24 protein-coding genes are annotated in these 22575 nt (G+C 35.9%); 19 read left to right on the top strand and 5 right to left on the bottom strand.

Annotation, left to right across the window (positions count from 1 at the left end; genetic code table 11):
* The first annotated feature begins 7 nt into the window (after positions 1 to 7).
* From isdX2 to srtB, 5 genes are all read left to right on the top strand, one after another.
* The gene (gene isdX2 / locus ACU8YW_RS22605; protein WP_446894003.1) at positions 8 to 2755 is read left to right on the top strand and encodes an NEAT domain-containing hemophore IsdX2; all 2748 of its coding nucleotides are present in this window, start codon (positions 8 to 10) and stop codon (positions 2753 to 2755) included.
* A gap of 75 nt (positions 2756 to 2830) precedes the next feature.
* Positions 2831 to 3706 carry a heme ABC transporter substrate-binding protein IsdE gene (gene isdE / locus ACU8YW_RS22600; protein ID WP_088064533.1) on the top strand — a complete coding sequence of 292 codons (876 nt, stop codon included), beginning with the start codon at positions 2831 to 2833 and terminating at the stop codon, positions 3704 to 3706.
* A gap of 27 nt (positions 3707 to 3733) precedes the next feature.
* Positions 3734 to 4717 (top strand): FecCD family ABC transporter permease, encoded by a 984-nt coding sequence (locus ACU8YW_RS22595; protein ID WP_087985361.1) that lies wholly within the window; start codon positions 3734 to 3736, stop codon positions 4715 to 4717.
* Positions 4707 to 5477 carry an ABC transporter ATP-binding protein gene (locus tag ACU8YW_RS22590; protein WP_000403736.1) on the top strand — a complete coding sequence of 257 codons (771 nt, stop codon included), beginning with the start codon at positions 4707 to 4709 and terminating at the stop codon, positions 5475 to 5477. Before ACU8YW_RS22595 ends, ACU8YW_RS22590 begins: the two co-directional genes overlap by 11 nt.
* Positions 5478 to 5508: 31 nt before the next feature.
* Positions 5509 to 6270 (top strand): class B sortase, encoded by a 762-nt coding sequence (srtB, locus tag ACU8YW_RS22585; RefSeq protein WP_088064532.1) that lies wholly within the window; start codon positions 5509 to 5511, stop codon positions 6268 to 6270.
* Between the two features lie 68 nt (positions 6271 to 6338).
* Here srtB and isdG read toward each other — a convergent pair whose 3' ends face one another.
* On the bottom strand, positions 6339 to 6662 hold the full coding sequence (gene isdG, locus ACU8YW_RS22580; RefSeq protein WP_000587825.1) for a heme oxygenase: 324 nt from the start codon (positions 6660 to 6662) through the stop codon (positions 6339 to 6341).
* Positions 6663 to 6957: 295 nt separating this feature from the next.
* Between isdG and ACU8YW_RS22575 the strand changes: the two genes are divergently transcribed.
* Positions 6958 to 8157, top strand: coding sequence for a class I SAM-dependent rRNA methyltransferase (locus ACU8YW_RS22575; RefSeq protein ID WP_446894002.1), 1200 nt, complete (start codon positions 6958 to 6960; stop codon positions 8155 to 8157).
* Positions 8158 to 8196: 39 nt separating this feature from the next.
* Here ACU8YW_RS22575 and ACU8YW_RS22570 read toward each other — a convergent pair whose 3' ends face one another.
* Together ACU8YW_RS22570 and ACU8YW_RS22565 are read right to left on the bottom strand one after the other, a co-directional pair.
* Positions 8197 to 8391: a YwbE family protein gene (locus tag ACU8YW_RS22570; RefSeq protein WP_001014310.1), complete on the bottom strand. Its 195-nt coding sequence runs from the start codon at positions 8389 to 8391 to the stop codon at positions 8197 to 8199.
* The gene (locus tag ACU8YW_RS22565; RefSeq protein WP_048544295.1) at positions 8392 to 8565 is read right to left on the bottom strand and encodes a hypothetical protein; all 174 of its coding nucleotides are present in this window, start codon (positions 8563 to 8565) and stop codon (positions 8392 to 8394) included.
* Between the two features lie 169 nt (positions 8566 to 8734).
* Here ACU8YW_RS22565 and ACU8YW_RS22560 point away from each other — a divergent pair, with 169 nt between their 5' ends.
* The 6 genes from ACU8YW_RS22560 to ACU8YW_RS22535 all read left to right on the top strand — a co-directional run bounded on the left by ACU8YW_RS22560 (position 8735) and on the right by ACU8YW_RS22535 (position 13929).
* The gene (locus tag ACU8YW_RS22560; RefSeq protein ID WP_087985356.1) at positions 8735 to 9427 is read left to right on the top strand and encodes a response regulator transcription factor; all 693 of its coding nucleotides are present in this window, start codon (positions 8735 to 8737) and stop codon (positions 9425 to 9427) included.
* A 1-nt stretch (position 9428) separates the two neighbouring features.
* Positions 9429 to 10364: a HAMP domain-containing histidine kinase gene (locus tag ACU8YW_RS22555; RefSeq protein WP_088064531.1), complete on the top strand. Its 936-nt coding sequence runs from the start codon at positions 9429 to 9431 to the stop codon at positions 10362 to 10364.
* Positions 10365 to 10488: 124 nt separating this feature from the next.
* Positions 10489 to 11412 (top strand): ABC transporter ATP-binding protein, encoded by a 924-nt coding sequence (locus ACU8YW_RS22550; RefSeq protein WP_088064530.1) that lies wholly within the window; start codon positions 10489 to 10491, stop codon positions 11410 to 11412.
* A gap of 188 nt (positions 11413 to 11600) precedes the next feature.
* Entirely contained in the window at positions 11601 to 12305 is a 705-nt protein-coding gene (locus ACU8YW_RS22545; protein ID WP_149213771.1) for an ABC transporter permease, read from the top strand.
* A 34-nt stretch (positions 12306 to 12339) separates the two neighbouring features.
* Positions 12340 to 13212, top strand: coding sequence for a DUF4097 family beta strand repeat-containing protein (locus ACU8YW_RS22540; RefSeq protein WP_426934084.1), 873 nt, complete (start codon positions 12340 to 12342; stop codon positions 13210 to 13212).
* 24 nt (positions 13213 to 13236) lie between these two features.
* The gene (locus ACU8YW_RS22535) at positions 13237 to 13929 is read left to right on the top strand and encodes an ABC transporter permease (protein ID WP_149213773.1); all 693 of its coding nucleotides are present in this window, start codon (positions 13237 to 13239) and stop codon (positions 13927 to 13929) included.
* Between the two features lie 62 nt (positions 13930 to 13991).
* Here ACU8YW_RS22535 and ACU8YW_RS22530 read toward each other — a convergent pair whose 3' ends face one another.
* Both ACU8YW_RS22530 and ACU8YW_RS22525 read right to left on the bottom strand, forming a co-directional pair.
* Positions 13992 to 14324: a YfjL-like protein gene (locus tag ACU8YW_RS22530; RefSeq protein WP_087985349.1), complete on the bottom strand. Its 333-nt coding sequence runs from the start codon at positions 14322 to 14324 to the stop codon at positions 13992 to 13994.
* 138 nt (positions 14325 to 14462) lie between these two features.
* Complete coding sequence (locus ACU8YW_RS22525; protein WP_149213775.1) at positions 14463 to 14966, bottom strand: DinB family protein; 504 nt, start codon at positions 14964 to 14966, stop codon at positions 14463 to 14465.
* A 552-nt stretch (positions 14967 to 15518) separates the two neighbouring features.
* On the opposite strand from ACU8YW_RS22525, the gene ACU8YW_RS22520 reads away from it, so the two are divergent.
* The 7 genes from ACU8YW_RS22520 (at position 15519) to trxA (ending at position 22473) form a co-directional block, all read left to right on the top strand.
* A complete protein-coding gene (locus tag ACU8YW_RS22520; RefSeq protein WP_426934083.1) occupies positions 15519 to 16727 on the top strand; it encodes a BclA C-terminal domain-containing protein in 1209 nt (402 codons plus the stop codon).
* A 189-nt stretch (positions 16728 to 16916) separates the two neighbouring features.
* Positions 16917 to 18602, top strand: a complete 1686-nt coding sequence (locus ACU8YW_RS22515; RefSeq protein WP_446894001.1) for a long-chain-fatty-acid--CoA ligase — start codon at positions 16917 to 16919, stop codon at positions 18600 to 18602.
* A gap of 106 nt (positions 18603 to 18708) precedes the next feature.
* The gene (gene fadR, locus ACU8YW_RS22510; RefSeq protein WP_000742213.1) at positions 18709 to 19296 is read left to right on the top strand and encodes a fatty acid metabolism transcriptional regulator FadR; all 588 of its coding nucleotides are present in this window, start codon (positions 18709 to 18711) and stop codon (positions 19294 to 19296) included.
* 11 nt (positions 19297 to 19307) lie between these two features.
* On the top strand, positions 19308 to 20084 hold the full coding sequence (locus ACU8YW_RS22505) for an enoyl-CoA hydratase (protein ID WP_426934082.1): 777 nt from the start codon (positions 19308 to 19310) through the stop codon (positions 20082 to 20084).
* Between the two features lie 78 nt (positions 20085 to 20162).
* Positions 20163 to 20936, top strand: a complete 774-nt coding sequence (gene etfB / locus ACU8YW_RS22500; protein ID WP_001029035.1) for an electron transfer flavoprotein subunit beta — start codon at positions 20163 to 20165, stop codon at positions 20934 to 20936.
* 36 nt (positions 20937 to 20972) lie between these two features.
* On the top strand, positions 20973 to 21950 hold the full coding sequence (etfA, locus tag ACU8YW_RS22495; protein WP_000101967.1) for an electron transfer flavoprotein subunit alpha: 978 nt from the start codon (positions 20973 to 20975) through the stop codon (positions 21948 to 21950).
* Positions 21951 to 22158: 208 nt separating this feature from the next.
* Positions 22159 to 22473, top strand: a complete 315-nt coding sequence (gene trxA, locus ACU8YW_RS22490; RefSeq protein ID WP_001018943.1) for a thioredoxin — start codon at positions 22159 to 22161, stop codon at positions 22471 to 22473.
* Positions 22474 to 22575: the final 102 nt, after the last annotated feature.

Here is a 22575-nt window from a genome sequence, read left to right as displayed (position 1 = left end):
TATTCCATTGAATAGATATCTTAAAATTGTTGTTGCGATGTGTTTAATGATATTTACATTCGTATCAACATTACAACCTCTTGCAGTTCAAGCAGCAAGCCAACTAGCTGACGGTGAATATTCAATCGGTTTCAAAGTTCTTAAGGATACATCAGATGAAGAATCTATGATGAATCAATACTCTGTAAGTCCAGGAACTTTAAAAGTGAAGGATGGGAAGAAGAAGGTATCCTTTACGTTAGAACATAGTTCATGGATCACGAAGTTTGAAACAGAAAAAAGTGGCCAGTTTGTTGCGACAAATGTAATTAGTGAAGATAAAGAAAAAGATACACGAGTAGTAGAATTTGAAGTGGACGATGTAGAGAAAGTATTAAATGCGAAAGTAAAAGTAGACATAGACTTTTTAAATTATCATCATGACTATGATGTGCGTATTGCATTTGATCAAAATAGTATTACACCGATTCATGTAGAAAAACCAAATGAAAAAGAGGATCCAGCAAATAAGCCAGATCCAAATGAAAAACCGGATCCAAGTCAGAAGCCCGACCAAAAGCCTGACCCAGATCAACAACCCAATTCTAACACAATTAACGATGGGAATTATAGTATTCCATTTAAAGTGTTAAAAGATAAGACAGATGAAGAATCTAAGATGAATAATTACATGGTAAATCCAGGAGTATTAAAAGTAGAAAACAGTAAGAAAAAGGCAATTGTAACACTAACAAGTAGCTCATTAATTAAAAATTTCCAAACGGAAAAAGATGGCGCATTTGCTGATGCAAAAGTAGTGAGTGAAGATAAAGAAAAAGATACAAGAGTAGTAGAGTTTGAAGTGGACGATTTATCAAAAAAATTAAATACAAAAGTATTTATCGAAATGGCATCAAGAAACTATAAGCAAACACATGATGTACAACTTTTATTTGAACAAGATAAACTTGAGCCAATTAAGAACGAAGAAAAGCAACCAGACGGTGATAAAAAGCCAGAGGTAGAGAAACCAGAAGTAGAGAAGCCGAATGTTGAAACAATTAAAGACGGTGAATACAGCATCAGTTTCAAAGCTTTAAAAGATCAAACAGAAGAAATTTCAATGATGAACACGTATACGAAGAGTCCGGGCGTGTTAAAGGTGAAAGATGGTAAAAAATATGTATCATTCACATTAACGAATAGTGCATGGATTACAAAGTTTGAATTTGAGAAAAATGGTTCGTTCGTTGATGCGAGTGTATTAAGTGAAGATAAAAAAGCTGATACACGCGTAGTGGAAGTAGAAGTAGACGATGTATCTAAAAAGTTAAATGCAAAAGTAAAAGTAGATATCGATTCAATGAATTATCACCATTTTTATGACATTCAATTTGCATTTGATAAAGGTAGCATTAAACCGTTAGATAACCAAGGCGGAAACAATAACCAAGGCGGAAACGATAACCAAGGCGAAAACGATAACCAAGGCGGAAACAATAACCAAGGCGGAAACGATAACCAAGGCGGAAACGATAACCAAGGCGAAAACGATAACCAAGGCGGAAACGATAACCAAGGCGGAAACGATAACCAAGGCGGAAACAACAACCAAGGTAACAACGCAACCATTGATCCAAAAGCCCTTAAAGATGGTGAATACAGCATTGGCTTTAAAGTTCTAAAAGATCAAACAGAAGAAATTTCAATGATGAACACATATACAAAGAGTCCAGCTGTACTAAAAGTGAAAGATGGTAAGAAGTATGTATCGTTTACATTAACGAATAGTGCATGGATTACAAAGTTTGAGTTTGAGAAGAATAGTTCTTTTGTTAATGCAAAAGTATTAAGTGAGAATAAAGAGCAAAATACAAAAGTAGTAGAGTTAGAAGTAGATGATTTATCTAAAAAATTAAACGCAAAAGTAAAAGTAGATATTGATGCGATGAATTATCACCATTTCTACGATGTTCAATTTGTATTTGATCAAGATAGTATTAAAGTTTTAGGTAACCAAGGCGAAAACGACAACCAAGGCGGAAACGACAACCAAGGCGGAAACGATAACCAAGGCGGAAACGATAACCAAGGTGGAAACAACAACCAAGGCGGAAATAGTAAGCCAAAAGTAATAGTTGATCCAAGAAATTTAGTGGATGGTCAATATGATATTCCATTTAAAGTGTTAAAAGATAAAACAAATGAGCTTTCAAAGATGCATGACTATACTGTACACCCAGCAAAATTAATCGTTAAAGATGGTAAAAAGTACATTGAGATGACGTTGAAAAATAGTGCATGGATTACAAAATTCCAAACGGAAAATAACAGTCTTTTTGCTGATGCGAAAGTAGTAAGCGAAGATAAAAATGCAAATAGGAGAGTAGTGCAATTTGAAGTAAGTGATTTATTTGCAAAATTAAATGCAAAAGTAAAAGTTGATATCAACGAAATGAACTACCATCATTTCTACGATGTCCAAATTCAATTTGATACAAATAATATTGGTGTGTTAGGCACGATTAAAGAGGATCCAAAAAATAATCCGAACAATCCAGTGATTACACCGAAAGTAGATAATGTAAAAAAAGTAGATAATCCTGATTTTAACCGAAATGCAGATGATAAGAAGAAAAAAGAAGATCAAAAAAATGATTCAAAAAAAGAGAAAAACTCAAAAACGGCAGATACAGCACAACTAGGTTTATACATGGTGCTATTGCTTGGGTCACTTGCTTTACTAGTTCGTAAATATAGAGCAGGAAGATTGTAATTTTTGGAGTCTTGATGCATGTTCGCATGCATCAAGACTTGTTTCATATTGTTTGGAAAGGAGTGGTGATTGAGAGTGAAGAAAATTGCTAGTGTACTAATGGCTATCATTCTATTAGTGAGTATAGCTGGATGCTCGGCGCCCAAAAAAGAAGCAGCAAAACAGGTAAAGAGTGAGAGTAAAGAGAGAATTGTTGCAACGACAGTTGCTGTTACTGAAATTATGGATGCGTTAGAAGTAGATTTAATTGGTATTCCAACAAGTACGAAAGATTTACCAAAGAGATATAAAGGTTTACCTGAAGTCGGGAATCCGATGAGTCCTGATATGGAAAAGGTAAAGTCATTAAAGCCGTCAGAAGTATTATCCGTGACAACACTTGAATATGAATTAAAGCCAGTTTTTGATGGTGTGGGCACGAAAGCAAATTTTTTAGATTTAACAAGCTTGAAAAATATGCAAAATTCCATTAGCGATTTAGGTAAGCAATATGGACGTGAAAAGCAGGCTGAAGCAGTTGTAACGAAGTTAGATAACAAGGTTGCAGAGATTAAAAAAGCAGTAAAGGGAAAGAAAGAACCGACAGTGCTTATTTTATTAGGTGTACCAGGGAGTTATTTAGTAGCAACAGAGCATTCTTATATTGGAGATCTAGTGAAACAACTAGGTGGCAAAAATATTGCGCAAGGTGAACAAGTAGAGTATTTAGCTTCTAATACAGAGTATTTAAAAAAAGCTGATCCAGATATTATTTTACGAGCAGCTCATGGTATGCCTGATGAAGTTGTGAAAATGTTTGATAAAGAATTTAAAACAAATGATATTTGGAAACATTTCGTTGCCGTTAAAAATAACCGTGTTTACGATTTAGAAGAGCGCTTATTTGGGACGACAGGTAATTTAGCAGCAATGGAAGCGTTAGATGAATTGAAAAAAATGATGTATCCGTGATGCATTTTAATATAAAGGAAGAGTGGAATGAATAAAAAAACTTGGAGTTTCCTCATTGTTACTGCATTGCTTATTGTTATGACATCATTGTCAGCGATGAAAGGGAGTTTAGAAATAGGTATTGTTGAGCTTGTGCAAGGGATATTTACAGGGGGAAATGAAGATGTTGAAGTGATTAAAGATTTACGTTTCCCACGTATTATTATTGCACTATTTACTGGAGCAGCTCTGGCCGTTTCAGGTGTGCTTTTTCAAGCTGTTATGAAAAATCCACTTGCTGATGCTGGGGTAATCGGGATATCTTCTGGAGCAAGTTTTATGACACTTGTTATTATTACGCTATTCCCGCAATTCTTTTTCTGGACACCAGTATTCGCCTTTTTAGGTGGTGCGTTTGCATGTTATCTCGTTTATGCATTTTCATGGAAGTCAGGGTTAAGTCCGCTTCGCATTATTTTAGTTGGTATAGCTATTAATGCAATGTTCACTGGATTAAATGAATCGTTCATTACGATTTGCGGATACTTCATTAAGAGTATTAAGCAAACGACGACTTCTAACATAACGATGAAGACGTGGGACGATGTAGAAATAATGGTTACATATGGAACGATTGGTCTTATTCTTGCTCTGTTTGTAGGAGCTTGGTGTAACTTATTATCGCTACAAGATAAGACTGCGAAAAACTTAGGTTTGCACGTGACGAGAGTTCGTCTTATTATTTCTGCTATTGCAGTACTTTTAGCAGCAGTATCAACAGCAATTGCAGGTGTTATTGCTTTCGTAGGATTACTCGTTCCGCACATTTCAAGACAACTAGTCGGTTCGGATCATAAAGTATTAATTCCATTTTCTGCTCTTGCAGGAGCGTTATTAATTTTGACGGCGGATACGATTGGAAGGTTAATTGTGCCACCTAACGAAATTCCAGCAGCGACGATTATGGCAGTGATTGGTGGCCCATTCTTAATATTCTTGCTTAGAAAGAGTGATAAAGTTCATGGAAATTAAAAATGTAACCTTTTCGTATGATAATGTAACGGATCGATTAAAGTCGGTTAGTAGTGAAATAGAAATTGGTAAAATTACAACAATTATTGGTCCAAACGGTTGCGGGAAATCGACATTACTTGGTGTGATGTCAAGAAATCACGACCCTCGTAGCGGAGAGATAATACTCGATGGGAAGGCGATTAGTCAATATAAACCGAAAGAGTTTGCTAGAAAGTTAGCCGTTGTCCATCAACAAAATGAAGCACCGGCAGACATGACGGTAGAGAAATTAACAAGTTATGGTCGTATGCCTCATAAAAATATTTTTTCCTCGCAAACTGATGAAGATAGAGAAGCAATCGAAAGGGCTTTAGCATGTACGAATTTGCTAAGTAAACGTGATAAAGAGATTCACGCCTTATCTGGTGGAGAAAGACAACGTGTTTGGATTGCCATGACGTTAGCTCAGAAAACACCAATGCTCTTTTTAGATGAACCGACAACATATTTAGATATTTATTATCAACTTGAAATATTAGAGCTAGTAAAAGAGTTAAATGAAGTACATGGATTGACGATCGTTATGGTATTACATGATATCAATCAGGCGATTCGCTATAGTGATCATATTATTGTTATGAAAGACGGCGAAATTGTTACGAAAGGTAAGCCGAATGATGTTGTGACAGAAAGTATGATAAAGACGATATACGGTGTAGATGTCGTTGTAAAGCAAGATGAAGATACAGGGTTGTATATGGTCCCAATGGGTATTTAAATATGCGAACAATCCGTTTTGAGGTGATGATTTGAGTAGTAAAAAAGAACGGAAGAAGAATTCTTTTTTTCAACGAATACTTACAGTTGTTTTTTTAGGTACCTTTTTCTATTCAGTATATGAATTAGGTGATATTTTCATGGATTACTATGAAAATCGTAAAGTAATGGCCGAAGCACAAAACATTTATGAAAAGAGTCCGATGGAAGAGCAATCACAAGACGGGGAAGTACGTAAACAGTTCAAAGCTCTGCAGCAAATTAACCAAGAAATAGTTGGATGGATTACGATGGATGATACACAAATTAATTATCCAATCGTTCAGGCGAAAGACAATGATTACTATTTATTTCGTAATTATAAAGGTGAAGATATGAGAGCAGGCAGCATTTTTATGGACTATCGTAATGATGTGAAATCTCAAAATCGAAATACTATTTTATATGGTCACCGTATGAAAGATGGTTCTATGTTTGGAAGTTTAAAGAAAATGTTAGATGAAGAGTTCTTCATGTCGCATCGTAAATTATATTACGATACATTATTTGAAGGATATGATCTTGAAGTGTTCTCGGTGTATACAACAACAACTGATTTTTATTACATTGAAACGGATTTTAGCAATGATACGGAATACACATCGTTTTTGGAGAAAATTCAAGAAAAATCGCTGTACAAAACGGATACAAAATTGACAGCGAGTGATCAAATCGTAACACTTTCGACGTGTGACTATGCACTTGATCCGGAAGCAGGAAGATTAGTCGTGCATGCGAAACTAGTAAAGAGATAGTAAAAAAAGTATAGAATATGAGAAGTGGTAACGCTTCTCATATTCTATACTTTAAAAAAGAAATATGTTTACTGTGCTGCAGCCATTGGCATACGTACAACTTCAACATTGTAGTAAGTGATTTTATTATCAAGAATATATTCTGGCATCCCACCTTGATGTGAATGAGCATCTTTAAATGCTGAGCTCTTCGTCCAACCTTGGAAATCTTCTTTTGCATTCCAGCGTGTGCTAATTGTTACTTCATCATAATCAACTGTATTTTGCGTTAAAAGAACTTCTAATCCTAAAAAGCCTGGCATCGTTTCGACTTGACCTACTTTATTAAAACGCTCAATTAATTTATGTCCATTTCCCTTTGTAATTTTAGCTGTATTTGTAACAATAATCATGTTTTATTCCTCCTATAAATGTAGCCTTTATTTTCGAGAACTCATATACATTAAATGATAATGAAAATCATTATCAATGTCAATGGTAAATGTGAAATAAATAAGTTTTTTGATTATTTTGGACAGTAAGATTTCCATTTCAAAATGTAGTAAATATGTGGCGGTTAAGTGAGAGAATGAGCGAGTTGTACTAGCAAAGCAATAATATGGTATAGTGAAACGAGGCTGTTTTTTCAGGCTCGTTTTTTAAATGCTTCCTATAGAGAAAGCATGCAAATGGAAAGGAAGTTATTATATGCGATCAGAAGTAACTGTAAAAATAAAACCGAAATTTATAAAAGAAATTAAAAGTGGATATCCGCTTATTTTAAAAGATGCGATTCAAAATTTAAATGATGTTCAGGAAGAAGGAACAATCATTAAAGTAGTAGATGAGAAGAACCATTTTGTCGGAAAAGGTTATTATGGAAAACAAAATAAAGGATACGGCTGGATTTTAACGAGAAAAGAGAGTGAACAAATTAATCAATCTTTCTTTGAAAGTAAAATAAAATCTGCCTTACATAAACGAAAGCAATTTTACAAATCAAGTGATACGACAGCATTCCGTGCCCTAAATGGTGAAGGTGATGGTCTTGGAGGCTTAATTATTGATTATTATGACGGCTATTATGTAGTAAGTTGGTATAGTGAAGGGATTTATACTTTCAGAGATGAGATTATAGCAGCTCTTCAAAAAGTAGCAAACTTTAAAGGTATTTATGAGAAAAAGCGTTTTGATACGAAAGGGAAATACATTGAAGGCGATGATTTCGTAGCAGGAGTACGCGGTGAGTTCCCGCTTATCGTAAAAGAGAACGGTGTGAACTTTGCTGTTTATTTAAATGACGGAGCGATGGTTGGTGTATTTTTAGATCAGCGTAACGTTCGAAAACAAATTCGTGATAAATATGCAAAGGGGAGAACAGTATTAAATATGTTCTCTTATACAGGTGCTTTCTCTGTATTTGCAGCGCTTGGCGGAGCGAGTAAAACGACGAGTGTCGACCTTGCAAATCGTAGTTTAAGTAAAACGATTGAGCAGTTTAGTGTAAATGAAGCTGATTATGAAGCGCAAGATATTATTGTAGAAGATGTATTTCTTTACTTCAAATATGCAGCTAAGAAAAAGATGAAATTTGATATGGTCGTACTTGATCCTCCAAGTTTTGCACGCTCAAAAAAATATACATTTAGTGCAGCGAAAGATTATAAAAACTTACTAAAAGAAACAATTGCGATTACAGAAAATAACGGGATTATCGTTGCTTCTACAAACTGTAGCGCATTTGATATGAAAAAGTTTAAAGGATTTATCGATACGGCATTTAAAGAAATGAATGGCAAATATAAAATATTAGAAGAACATTCTTTACCAGAAGATTTTCGTACCATTGATCAATTCAAAGAAGGAGACTATTTAAAAGTAGTTTTCATTGAGAAAATTAAAGGGTAATAAAGAAAAAGGAGCTCGAGTTTACTTGAGCTCCTTTTCTTATTGAACGATATTTTGTACTCTACCGACTTGCCCGTCCTGCAATCGTACTTTAATGCCATGTGGATGAGAAGGGGAGTTTGTTAAAATATCTTTTACAATTCCACGTGTTAATTTACCGGTGCGTTGATCTTGTTTTAATACAATATCAACTTCAAGACCGGGTGCGATATTAGAACGTTTTTGTCCGTTCATTTATACACCTGTACGTCTACGTTGGTTGTTTGTTTTCTTCGTTTGTTGGTTTTGTAATTTTTTCGTTGCTTGGCTTTGATTTGTATTATTTGCACCATTTCCATTTCCTTGCTTTTTCTTTGCAAGTTGTTCACGCATTAAATCAGCTAAGCTTACTTTTTTGTTTTCTGACATGATAAGTCTCCTTTATATAAAGTTAATTATGAACAATAGTAGTGAATTTTATCATATCATTGTTAAGGAAGGAAGGGAAGTTGGTTTGAAAATTCATATAATTCTTTCCAGTATTCATTCGTTACGATACAATTGAAATGTTAATGTTTGTAAAAAAGGGGATAGACATATGTCACATCATATTTTATTAGTTGAAGATGATATTTCAATTCAAGAGATGGTGGAAAAGTATTTAATAAAGGAAGGTTTTCAAGTTACAATCGCGTCTGACGGAGAAGAAGGGGTGCAAGCATTTTTTAAATCATCCTTTGATTTAGTTATCCTCGACATTATGATGCCAAAGCTAGATGGCTTAGAGGTTGTGCGAATCATTCGGGAAAAAAGTGCCGTTCCGATTTTAATGATGTCGGCAAAAGATACAGATGTTGATAAAGCTGTTGGATTAGGACTTGGAGCAGATGATTACATTTGTAAGCCGTTTTCTATGATTGAATTGGCTGCACGTGTAAAAGCGGGTATTCGGAGGTCTACGAAATATTCGGCTACAGAAACAACAGAAAAGATGATTCAAATTGGTGATTTGACAATTGACCCAATTAATTTTACGGTTGAAAAAAACGGAAAGTCGCTCAAACTTACTTTAAAAGAATTTGAGATTTTAAAGCTATTCGTAAAGAATCAAAATCGTGTATTTACGAAAGCGCAAATATATACGTTAGTTTGGAACGAAGAGTATTACGGTGATGATAATGTTATAAATGTTCATATGAGAAGATTGCGCGAGAAAATTGAAAGTGATCCATCTAATCCAGAGTATATTAAAACGTTATGGGGCATCGGCTATAAGTTGGAAGTGATGTAATATGGTCAATTTGTTAATAGGTATTATTTTTACATTGTTATGTGTCATTTACATACAGTATAAAATGAGAAAAAACAGTAGCAAAAATTTACGATACACATATGAAAAGCTAGAAAGCATTGTAAATGAACAAACAGGCGAGAAGTTACTCGTTATGACAGATGATCTACAATTACAAAAATTATTAGTGGCAATTAATCAATTATTAGCTGCAAAACAGAAAACGAATGCAGATCATGCAAAAGTAGAAATTTCGATGAGAAAAATGCTTTCAAATATTTCACATGATTTAAAGACGCCACTAACAGTTATTCTTGGATATACAGAAATGTTAAATAAGGATAAAGCGATGAGTAAAGAAGAACAGCAAATATTACTTGAAAAGGTGCATGTGAAAACACTAGAAGTAATGGAACTAATTCATAAGTTTTTTGATTTAGCAAAATTAGAATCTGGTGACAAGGCAATCGAGATGACAAAAGTAAATATGAATGAAGTTTGTCGGGAGAAGATTTTATCTTTTTATGATTTAGTGACGACGAAAGGGTTTCAAGTTCATATTGATATACCAGAAAGAAATATATATGCACTTGGAAATGTAGAAGTATTAGGTAGAGTATTGAATAATTTAATATCAAATGCAATTACATATGGAGACGATGGAAAGACACTTGGTGTGACGTTAAGAGATGATGAAACGAGTGTGTATATAGATGTATGGGATACAGGGAAAGGAATTGATGAATCTCATATTGATAAAGTGTTTGAGCGTATGTACACACTTGAAGATTCAAGAAATAGATTGTACCAAGGGAGCGGTTTAGGGTTAACGATTACGAAACGGCTTGTGGAAGCGATGGATGGAAAAATTCACCTTTCTAGTAAGCCATATAAAAAAACGATTTTTACAGTTGTATTAAAAAAGATGCTGTTTTAGCTTGTAGAGAAGTAGATTCTACAAGCTTTTTTCAGCGTAAGGAATTTGTAAGGAACGGGTAAGAAAAAAGAGATTTCCATTGTCTATTATAGAAATATAAAGTAGTGCGAAAGGAGAAAACGACATGACATATATATTAAAAACGAATCAGTTAACGAAAGTGTTTAAAGGGAAAGAAGTTATTTCTAGCGTCAACATGCATGTGAAAAAAGGAGAGATTTATGGTTTCTTAGGACCGAATGGTGCAGGTAAAACAACGATTATGAAGATGATTACAAATTTAATAAAACCGACGAGCGGTGATATTGAAATTTTTGGTGAGAAGTTAACGGATACATCTTATGAATTGTTAAAGCGCATGGGGACAATTATCGAATATCCAATCTTTTATGATAAATTAACGGCGAAGGAAAACTTAGAATTACATTGTGAATATATGGGGTATTACGACAAGAACGCAATTGATCATGCTTTAAATTTAGTGAAATTGCACGGTATAGATGATAAAAAAGTAAAAGATTTTTCATTAGGTATGAAGCAACGACTTGGTATTGCAAGGGCAATCATGACAAAGCCAGAATTACTCATTTTAGATGAACCTATTAACGGCTTAGATCCAATTGGTATTAAAGAATTACGAGACTTATTTAAAATGCTCTGCAAAGAATATGGTATTACGTTATTAGTCTCTAGTCATATTTTAGGCGAGATGGAACAAATGGCGGATACAATTGGTGTAATTCAAAATGGAAAACTAATAAAAGAAGTTTCAATGAAGAGTATTAACGGAAAACAAACAGAGTACATTGAAATTACTGTTCTTGATGTGAAGCGTGCAGCTTATATTTTAGAAGATAAACTCGGTATAAAAAATTACAAAATAATGAGTGGAAATATGATTCGTGTGTATGAATTGGCGGCGACACAGCAAGCCATTTCAAAAGCACTTATTATGAACGATGTAGAAATTGAAAGTATTAATAAGAAACATAGTTCCTTAGAAGAATATTTCTTAAATGTAATGGATGGAGAGGGTATTCATGCTTAACGGATTGTTAGTGAATCTAGTAAGCGGATTGATCGTACTGTTCATAAGTGGGATTTTATATTATAGGAAACCAGAGAGGAAATGGTTGTTGATTCTACTAATGATAGGAATGTTAAGCGTAGTTACGGCTGGAATTAGAATGTTACCAGTGTAGAGACAGTTATATAAAGAATGGAGGCGTGGTTTATATGTTTAAATTAATGAAGCTCGAATGGAAGAAACATCAATTATCTAGTTACTTTAAAAGTGTAGCAATTTGTATTATAGCAATTTTCGTTGCAGTAAGCCTTATGGCATGGGGAATGAAAGCTGAGGAAGACATGCTCTTCTCTGACTTTACACAGAACATGGCTTTAGTAAATATTTTTATTAGAATAACATTCATTATTTTTAGTTCGGTCATTTTATCACGTTTAGTAATTGATGAGTATAAGAACAAAACGATCCAACTATCATTTATGTACCCACTGCAAAGGAAAATGTTAATGAGAGCGAAATTAACAATTGTTTTTTGTTTTTGTTTTGTGAGCACGATTATCGCTACTTTTATTATTAGTTTGCTCGTATATTTTGTGAGTCCAATGATGGGACTGATTGAAACGCCAGCCACGATAGGTGAAATAATAGCTATCGTTCCAGCTACTATTATAAGTGCATTTATGATATCTGGTATAAGTTTAATTCCCTTATTTTTTGGGATGAGAAAGAAATCAACACCGACAACGATTACTTCGGCAGTAATAATTGGTATGTTGATTAGTGGTAACGTTGGGGCTGAAAGCAATCAAGTAAGTATGTTTGATTTTATAGCTATCCCAATAGTGCTCTGTTTATTAGGGATTTTTATTAGTTATCTATCGTTTCGTAAAATCGACAAGATCGATGTGGCGTGAAGCAAGCCTAAAACAAAAACGAACTGGGGTATGAATGGTGAAAAAAATAATAGTAATTGCAATATTATTTTTGACAATTGCTAGTGCGGTTTTTGGCTTTAAGGTATTTCAGGGGAAAGATTTTAAGAAAGAAAAGTCTTTTGAGATAAATCATATAAAAGAAATAGAAGTGAAAAATGAAGACTGGGATATTGAATTTAAAGGTACAGAAGCTAACAAAATAGTAATTTCGGCTCAAGGTAAACAAGTGGATAAAGAGATAGACCCTGTCGAAATAGAACATGAAGGGAATAAAGTTATAGTTAAGCAAAAACAAAAGGCGACCAGATTCTTTAATGGTTTTACGTTTAGGAAGAAAAATAGTATATCGATAGCTGTTCCGAAGAAAGGAATAGATAAAATTGTATTAAATAATAAATCGGGTGATGTGAAAATAAGGGATATAGTAGTAAAAAGTATCGTGACAAAAGGCAAGTCTGGAGATGGAATGATTACAGGACTATCGGCAGAGAAGGGTGAATTTACATCCGAAAGCGGAGATTTAATGTTAAAAGATAGTTCATTACAAGAAGTAAATATAACTTCTACTACTGGCGATAATTATGTGAAAAATATAAAAAACGAAAATATGAACATTACTTCAACATCCGGTGAAGTATTACTGAAAGATATGAAAGAAGGAAAATCGTTATTGGTAGAAACAAAATCAGGGGATATTGGCGTACGGTATAAAGGTGTCCCGGCATCATTGAAGCTTATGGCTAAAAGTAATTCGGCTGACGTAATAGTGGATTTAAAAGGACTTAAGAAAGATAAAAATACAGAAAAAATAAAAGTAGGAACGATTGGTGATGCAAAAAACAAAGTGGAGATTTTAAGTAAAACAGGGGTAATTTATATCGATTAAAATGTAAATGAAAGGAGGACTATTATGCTACGTCTTATGAAGCTAGAACTGAAGAAATTTAAGATTGGATGGTATGTGAGGGGAGCAATTATTGCAAATATCGCTATACTGGCATTACTGATCTTTACGAGCATCGTTTCTCAAATAGAAGGAGATCCAGAAATAAGAGATCCACAGATGGTTTTGTTAATGGCTAGTACATTAGTAAGAGCAACATTTATTATTTTTGGTAGTGTGTTAATCGCAAGGTTAATAATTAGTGAATATAAAAACAAAACAATACTACTTATGTTTTCTTATCCAATTAACCGAAAGAAAATGATGGTTAGTAAGTTGGTTATTACAGCAACATTAACATTTATAACAGTTATTTTATCTAATATTTTAGTAGTAGGAGTGTTCTTTGGGCTAGATAGCTATTTTTCAATTCTTCCTAATTCATTCACAGTAGATCAATTGATGCGAGAAGGGATAAACCTTGTTCCTTTAGCCGTTGCAACTGCAGGAATAAGTTTAATCCCACTATATTTCGGAATGCGTAAACGTTCAGTGCCAACTACAATTGTTTCATCTCTTATCGTTGTAGCAATTGCAATGAATAGCACTACGTTTTCTGTAGCAACTTTTCTTCCTCTTCAACTAGCATTGGCAGCAATTGGAGTTGTGATTGCATGTTACGGAATTAAAAATATAGAGAAGGAAGATGTAACTGTATGACAAGAATAAGAAAAAAGAGTTGGCGTTACACCAACTCTTTTTTGTATATGCATGCTTCGTTACTACTCTGTAAACTTGGAGTGTTTGCTTAAATACGCTTGTACTCCTGGAGAAATATTAAAGTTATTAGGACTTTTATATTCAATAGTAAACTCTCCGTCTTTACTTGTTTCAAAGGAGATTGCATAGCTATTCATTTTAGCATCGTAAGAAGTATTTTTGACTTCCGCATCTAGATTAAAGTATTTTGTAATATATTCTTTTGATTCCGTAACTGCTGTTTGTTTTCCCCAAGGGGTACCATAACTTGTGCAATAAAGAGACACACTGATAACTCCGATAATAGAAGTTAGTAAAATAGTTCCCATAGCTATTTTTTTATTTTTTGTATTCAATTTGGTTGCCCCTCCTCATAATATGTATTCATTTTAACGTATTTTTTCCATAAAACAACCATTTAGCAAAAAATAGTTTCACATGAAACAAGTTACAGAAAAAGACAAGATGTGTAAACACCTTGTCTTTTTTTGTGGTTACATTTTAGGAGCTTCCATTCCAGCCGCGGCCCATTCTTCTTTTGCAGGACCATATACGCCAGGGACGGTTAAACCAGCTTGGCGCATTAAAACAGTCATTTGTCCGCGATGGTGATTTTGATGATTAATGAGTGTCATTAAAAATATAGAATTCGGCATAGGACGACCAAAGAAGTCATTAATAGTAGCTAAGTCTTTATCAGTCCATTCGCCTTGAAGAGCTTCAACAAAAGCTACATTCACTTTACGGTATTGATCAGCAATTGTTGTTGCAGAAGTTGGTACAGGATAATCCTTCGATTCTCCTTCAAACTTAAGCCCTGTGCCAGATAGCATAACTGGAATTGCAGTCACGATATGCCAAGCAACTCTGCCTAATGTCCAGTGCCCAGGTGCAATTTCTTGTGATAAAGACTCATCTGTTAATGTATCGAGCATCTTTTGAGTAGACTCAGCCTCGTATGTCCATGATTGCAAGAAGCCTTCAATAGTTTGGTACATATTTATCCCTCCTAGTTAGTTCATAGGTTACATTCGTGAAAAAAAGATAGTTTCCTTTTGACCTTATAAGAATGAATAAAAAAGGAGACTTCCAAGAAGCTCCTTTTTAACTTTCTTCCAACTTTTTCTCACCAACCATAAGAAATAAGGTGCTCCAAGTACAGCAACATTCAAATTTGCGTAACGATAAAGAGTTGAATAATTGTTGAGCCGAGAGCTGAAATACCGATTTCTATTAAAGCAAGGGCTGTTGAGCTAAATCCTAATTTCCATGAAAAAAAGGGAAATTTCAACTGCAAGTAGTCCACTGATGAATACACTAATTGGATTGAAGTTTATATGTATATGCAGAATGAAGAAAAAGAATTTCGTTTGAGCAAGAAGGCGAAAGTACAAGCAAAAAGAGAGCGAATCGCATGTAATAATTACTAGAATGTATGGAATAAATCTGTGTTTATCCCGACTAGGTAAAGTATTTCTTTGTTATTTAAATAGATGTTTTTTAACTCGGCGATTGTACTTAAAAGATTGAATGTGAAGGAAGTGGTCAACATGTCTTCATGGCGCAATAATATCAATGGGTATTGTGAGTGTAATAATCAAAATGGTGTACATGTTGATTCTTGCTGTTTTAGTTGTGATGGGACAGTTCCTAAGCTGGGCCCAACAGGTCCGACGGGAGTAACAGGTTCAACAGGTTCAACAGGAGCGACAGGAATAACAGGAGCAACAGGTCCAACGGGAGTAACGGGAGCAACAGGTCCAACAGGAGCGACGGGAGTAACAGGGGCAACAGGTCCAACGGGAGCAACGGGAATAACAGGAACAACGGGTCCGACGGGAGCAACAGGAATAACAGGAGCAACGGGAATAACAGGAGTAACAGGTCCAACAGGAGCGACGGGAGCAACAGGAATAACAGGGGCAACAGGTCCAACAGGAGCGACGGGAATAACAGGAACAACGGGTCCGACGGGAGCAAAAGGAATAACAGGAGTAACAGGAGTAACAGGTCCAACAGGAGCGACGGGAGTAACAGGAGCAACAGGTCCAACAGGAGCGACGGGAATAACAGGAACAACGGGTCCAACAGGAGCGACGGGAGCAACAGGAATAACAGGGGCAACAGGTCCAACAGGAGCAACGGGAATAACGGGAGCAACAGGTCCAACAGGAGCGACAGGAATAACAGGAACAACGGGTCCGACGGGAGCAACAGGAATAACGGGAGCAACAGGAATAACAGGAGCAACGGGTCCGACGGGAGCAACAGGAATAACAGGGGCAACAGGTCCAACAGGTCCAACGGGAGTAACGGGTTCAACAGGAGCAACGGGAATAACAGGTACAAGTATCACGGCGACGTATGCATTTGCAAATAATACGTCAGGAACAGCTATATCGGTACTTCTTGGTGGAACGAATGTCCCGCTTCCAAATAATCAAAACATCGGTCCAGGTATTACTGTTTCTGGGGGGAATACAGTATTTACGGTTGCAAATGCTGGGAATTATTATATTTCATACACGATTAATATAACGGCTTCATTATTAGTCAGTTCACGGATTACAATTAATGGAGCACCACTTGCTGGGACAATTAATTCTCCTGCGGTAGCAACTACATCATTTAGTGCAACAATCATTACAACTCTTGTAGCAGGAGATGCTATTAGTTTGCAACTATTTGGTTTGTTAGCTGTTGCAACATTATCAACAACTACACCAGGAGCTGTGTTAACGATAATAAGATTAAGCTAAACAATAACTCTCTTATTTTTTTATAGATTAGGAGAGTTTGTACATATAATAAGAAGTTAATGGAGTGAAGCATAGTTATATAAAAGTCAGAATATTATGATTGTAACGTTATGGCGACTATAATATAATGAAACCAACCATCATGAATGAACATTCATTTATTTTTATGTATTTGAAGGGGGAATGAAGATGGAAAAACCATGGTTGAAAAGTTATCCAGAAGAAATTCCAAGTATGATTTCTTATGATATTCAGCCGCTTCATAGATATGTGGAACAGGTGGCTTCTCGTTATCCAGAAAAGAAAGCGCTTCACTTTTTGGGGAAGGATATTACATTTTCAGACTTCCACGATAAGGTGAAGAGGTTTGCAAATTATCTTCAAAAGCTCGGTGTGGAAAAGGGGGATCGAGTTGCTATTATGTTGCCGAACTGTCCGCAATCTGTAATTGGTTATTATGGTACATTACTTGCGGGAGGTATCGTAGTACAAACAAATCCACTATATACAGAAAGAGAATTAGAATACCAGCTTCATGACTCGGGAGCAAAAGTAATTCTTTGTCTCGATTTAGTGTTTCCAAGAGTAACGAATATTCAATCTGCTACAAAAATTGAACATATTATCGTAACTCGGATTGCGGACTTTTTACCCTTCCCTAAAAATTTACTTTATCCATTTGTACAAAAAAAGCAGGCAAATCTTGTTGTGAATGTGTCGGAAAGCGAAACGATTCATCTATGGGAATCAGTAGAAAGAGAAAGTAATGTTAATGTTGAAGTTCCTTGTGATCCTGAAAATGATCTAGCCCTTTTACAGTACACAGGAGGAACAACTGGATTTCCGAAAGGCGTTATGTTGACGCATAAAAACCTTGTTTCGAACACTTTAATGGGAGCTCATTGGCTATATAATTGTAAAGAAGGGGAAGAAGTAATTCTTGGTGTCCTTCCGTTCTTTCATGTGTATGGGATGACAGCTGTAATGAATTTAAGTATTATGCAAGGATATAAAATGGTGCTGATTCCGAAGTTTGATATGAAAATGGTTTTTGAAGCGATAAAAAAACATAAAGTCACACTATTTCCAGGGGCACCGACCATTTATATTGCTCTATTAAATAGTCCCCTCTTAAAAGAATATGATATTTCTTCTATTCAAGCTTGTATTAGTGGATCTGCCCCGCTTCCTGTAGAAGTACAGGAAGAGTTTGAGAGAGTTACAGGTGGGAAATTGGTAGAAGGTTATGGATTAACGGAGTCGTCGCCAGTTACACATGGAAATTTTTTGTGGGAAAAACGCGTGCCAGGAAGTATTGGTGTGCCGTGGCCAGATACAGAGGCAAACATTATGTCACTTGAAACTGGAGAGGCTTTACCTCCGGGTGAAATTGGTGAAATTGTTGTAAAGGGTCCTCAAATTATGAAAGGGTATTGGAATAAGCCAGAAGAAACAGCAGCTGTATTACAAGACGGGTGGCTTCATACAGGGGATGTTGGTTACATGGATGAAGATGGATTTTTCTATGTGAAAGACCGTAAGAAAGATATGATTGTTGCGAGTGGATTTAATGTGTATCCTCGCGAAGTAGAAGAAGTATTATATGAGCATGAAAAAGTGCAAGAAGTAGTGACGATTGGAGTTCCCGATCCGTACCGGGGAGAGACAGTTAAAGCATTTGTTGTGTTAAAAGAAGGTGCGGAGTGTTCTGAGGAAGAATTAAACCAGTTTGCGCGTAAATATTTAGCGGCTTATAAAGTGCCGAAAGTATATGAGTTTAGAGATGAACTGCCGAAAACGACAGTCGGAAAAATTTTACGCCGTGTCCTAATAGATGAAGAGAAAAGAAAAAATGAGGATGAGCAAACGGGCTAAGGCCCTTTCTTTTTGAAAAAATAGGATTGACACTTTTCTAAATAGTCAGTATTATAAGAATATGAATGGCTATTCATTCAGTCATCTTCTTGAAGGGGACAGTAAAGTGAAGAAAAATAGACCGAAATACAATCAAATTATTGATGCGGCAGTCATTGTGATTGCGGAGAATGGGTACCACCAAGCGCAAGTTTCTAAAATAGCAAAGCAAGCTGGGGTAGCTGATGGCACGATTTATTTATATTTTAAAAATAAAGAAGATATATTAATATCCTTATTCCAAGAGAAGATGGGAGATTTTGTCGAAACAATTCGTCAAAAAACAGCAGGAATTGAAAGCGCTGTATCGAAGTTATTCATGTTGGTAGAAACGCACTTCTTGCTGTTATCACAAAATGATCCTCTTGCTATCGTTACGCAATTAGAGCTAAGACAGTCCAATCAAGACTTACGCCTGAAAATAAATGAAGTATTAAAAGGCTACTTACAAGTTATGGATGAGATTTTAGAGACAGGTATAAAGCAAGGTGAATTCCAAGCGGATTTAAATGTTCGCGTGGCAAGACAAATGATCTTTGGAACAGTAGATGAAGTTGTGACCAATTGGGTAATGAGCGATCATAAGTATGATCTGGTCGCACTTTCAAAAACGGTACATGGGCTACTTATTGCAGCTTGTGGTTATCGTCAATAATGGGAGGGATCATGTTGAAATTCCTATCTGTAAGAGTTGAAGATCATATCGCGGTGGCGACGTTAAATCATGCGCCGGCAAACGCGATGTCTTCACAAGTTATGCATGACGTTACTGAATTAATTGATCAAGTGGAGAAGGATGATAACATTCGTGTTGTTGTTATTCACGGTGAAGGGCGCTTCTTCTCGGCGGGAGCAGATATTAAAGAATTTACATCTGTTACTGAAGCGAAGCAAGCGACAGAATTAGCGCAGCTTGGACAAGTTACGTTTGAGCGTGTTGAAAAATGTTCAAAACCAGTTATCGCGGCAATTCATGGAGCGGCACTTGGCGGCGGCCTTGAGTTTGCTATGTCTTGCCACATGCGCTTTGTAACTGAAAGTGCAAAACTTGGTTTACCTGAATTAACACTTGGATTAATTCCTGGATTTGCAGGTACACAGCGATTACCACGTTATGTTGGGAAAGCGAAAGCTTGTGAAATGATGTTAACAAGTACACCGATTACTGGTGCAGAAGCATTAAAATGGGGACTTGTTAACGGAGTTTTTGCTGAAGAAACATTTTTAGATGATACGCTTAAAGTTGCAAAACAGATTGCTGGAAAAAGCCCAGCGACGACTCGTGCTGTACTAGAGTTATTGCAAACGACGAAATCGTCTCATTATTATGAAGGTGTACAACGCGAAGCTCAAATCTTTGGTGAAGTATTTACGGGTGAAGATGGAAGAGAAGGTGTAGCAGCGTTTTTAGAAAAACGTAAGCCTTCATTTAGTGGCAGGTAGTTCAATTATTTTTTTAATATAAATTAACAGAAAATTAAAATTGATAGAATCTTTCTGAAAAACAAGGGGGTAAATGGAATGAACATCTACGTACTCATGAAACGAACATTTGATACAGAAGAAAAAATCGTAATTAAAAACGGTGCAATTTACGATGGCGAAGCGGAATTCATCATCAACCCTTACGACGAATATGCGATTGAAGAAGCAATTCAAGTAAGAGACGCACAAGGTGGCGAAGTTACTGTTGTAACAGTCGGTGGCGAAGATAGTGAGAAAGAACTTCGTACGGCATTAGCGATGGGCTGCGATAAAGCTGTATTAATTAATATTGAAGATGATGTGGAAAATGGTGACCAGTTCACGACAGCAAAAGTACTTGCTGAATATTTAAAAGATAAAGATGTAGATTTAATTTTAGGGGGGAACGTTGCAATTGATGGTGCATCTGGACAAGTTGGTCCACGCGTAGCAGAAGCGTTAAATATTCCGTACGTAACGACAATTACAAAACTTGAAATTGACGGTACAAACGTGAAGATTGAGCGTGATGTTGAAGGTGATACGGAAGTGATTGAAACTTCATTACCAGTTTTAGTAACAGCACAACAAGGTTTAAATGAACCTCGTTATCCATCGCTTCCAGGTATTATGAAAGCGAAGAAAAAGCCACTAGAAGAAGTAGAATTAGATGATTTAGATTTAGAAGAAGATGATGTGGAAGCAAAGACAAAAACAATTGAAATCTATTTGCCTCCTAAGAAAGATGCAGGAAAAGTGTTACAAGGCGAGCTGCAAGATCAAGTAAAAGAACTTGTATCGTTGCTCCATACAGAAGCGAAAGTAATCTAATAAAATACGAAATTATATATGCAGGAGGGAAAATCTATGGCTCGTAAAGTATTAGTAATGGGTGAAGTTCGTGATGGATCGCTACGTAACGTTTCGTTTGAAGCGGTAGCAGCAGCAAAAACAATTGCAGAAGGCGGTGAAGTAGTAGGTCTTCTAGTTGGAGACAGCGTTGCCTCTTTTGCAAATGAATTGATTCATTACGGTGCAGATCGCGTTGTGACAGTTGAAAATGATAAATTAAAATCATATACATCTGATGGTTATGCACAAGCATTTTCAGCTGTATATGCTGAAGAAAAGCCAGAAGGTATTGTATTTGGACATACAGCACTGGGTAAAGATTTATCACCAAAATTAGCAGCGAAGCTTGAAGCTGGTCTAGTTTCTGACGTAACTGCTTTAGATGTTGAAGGTGGAAATGTTATCTTTACTCGTCCAATTTACTCTGGTAAAGCGTTTGAGAAGAAGATTGTAACAGACGGTATCTTATTTGCGACAGTGCGTCCAAATAACATTGCGACGCTTGAAAAAGATGAGTCTCGCAGTGGTGACGTGTCTTCTATTACAGTAGATGTGAAAGATTTACGTACAATTATTCAAGATGTCGTCCGTAAGACGGCAGAAGGTGTTGACCTTTCTGAAGCGAAAGTTATTATCGCTGGTGGACGCGGTGTGAAGAGTGAAGAAGGATTCAAGCCATTAAAAGAGTTAGCTGACGTATTAGGCGGCGCTGTTGGAGCATCTCGTGGTGCTTGTGACGCTGAGTATTGCGATTACTCATTACAAATTGGTCAAACTGGTAAAGTTGTTACGCCAGACCTATACATTGCATGCGGTATTTCTGGTGCGATTCAGCATTTAGCTGGTATGTCTAACTCAAAAATAATCGTTGCGATTAATAAAGACCCAGAAGCAAGTATCTTCAAAGTAGCTGACTATGGTATTGTTGGCGATCTATTTGAAGTCTTACCTCTTTTAACAGAAGAGTTTAAAAAGTTAAAAGTACATTCATGATTTGAGTACCCTTGAGTTCCAAGTGAAGTACCCCTATATAGAAAAGGTGAGAGATCCCCTGTCTCTCATCTTTTTAGTATTTAATCCGTATTTTTATATAGTATAAAGGAACACTTTTTTGTTACAATACATAACGATACATATTATTCGCCACGTATATAAGTTAATGATATACTCTTGGTAGAATATACTTGAAGGAGGAAATAAAATGGCAATTGTAAATGCAAATGACCAAAGCTTCGCAGCTGAAACTAGCGAAGGTGTTGTATTATTAGATTTCTGGGCACCTTGGTGTGGACCTTGTAAAATGATCGCTCCTGTATTAGAGGAAATTGATGCAGAATTAGGCGAAAAAGTAAAAGTAGTAAAAGTAGACGTGGATGAAAACCAAGAAACTGCTCGTCAATTCGAAGTAATGAGCATTCCAGCTCTTTTCGTATTAAAAGACGGTAAAGTAGTTGATCAAGCGTTAGGTTACAAACCGAAAGAAGCGTTAGTAGAATTAGTTTCTAAACACTTCTAAAATAAAGGGCTACCATTTGGTAGCCTTTTTTATTTTCCTTTTTTACACCTTTCCGTTACAATAAAAGAACGTATGTTGGGTGTTTTGGCATAGTATGTTTTC

It is taken from the genome of Bacillus pretiosus (assembly GCF_052947655.1).
This window is presented reverse-complemented; position numbering and strand designations above follow the sequence as displayed.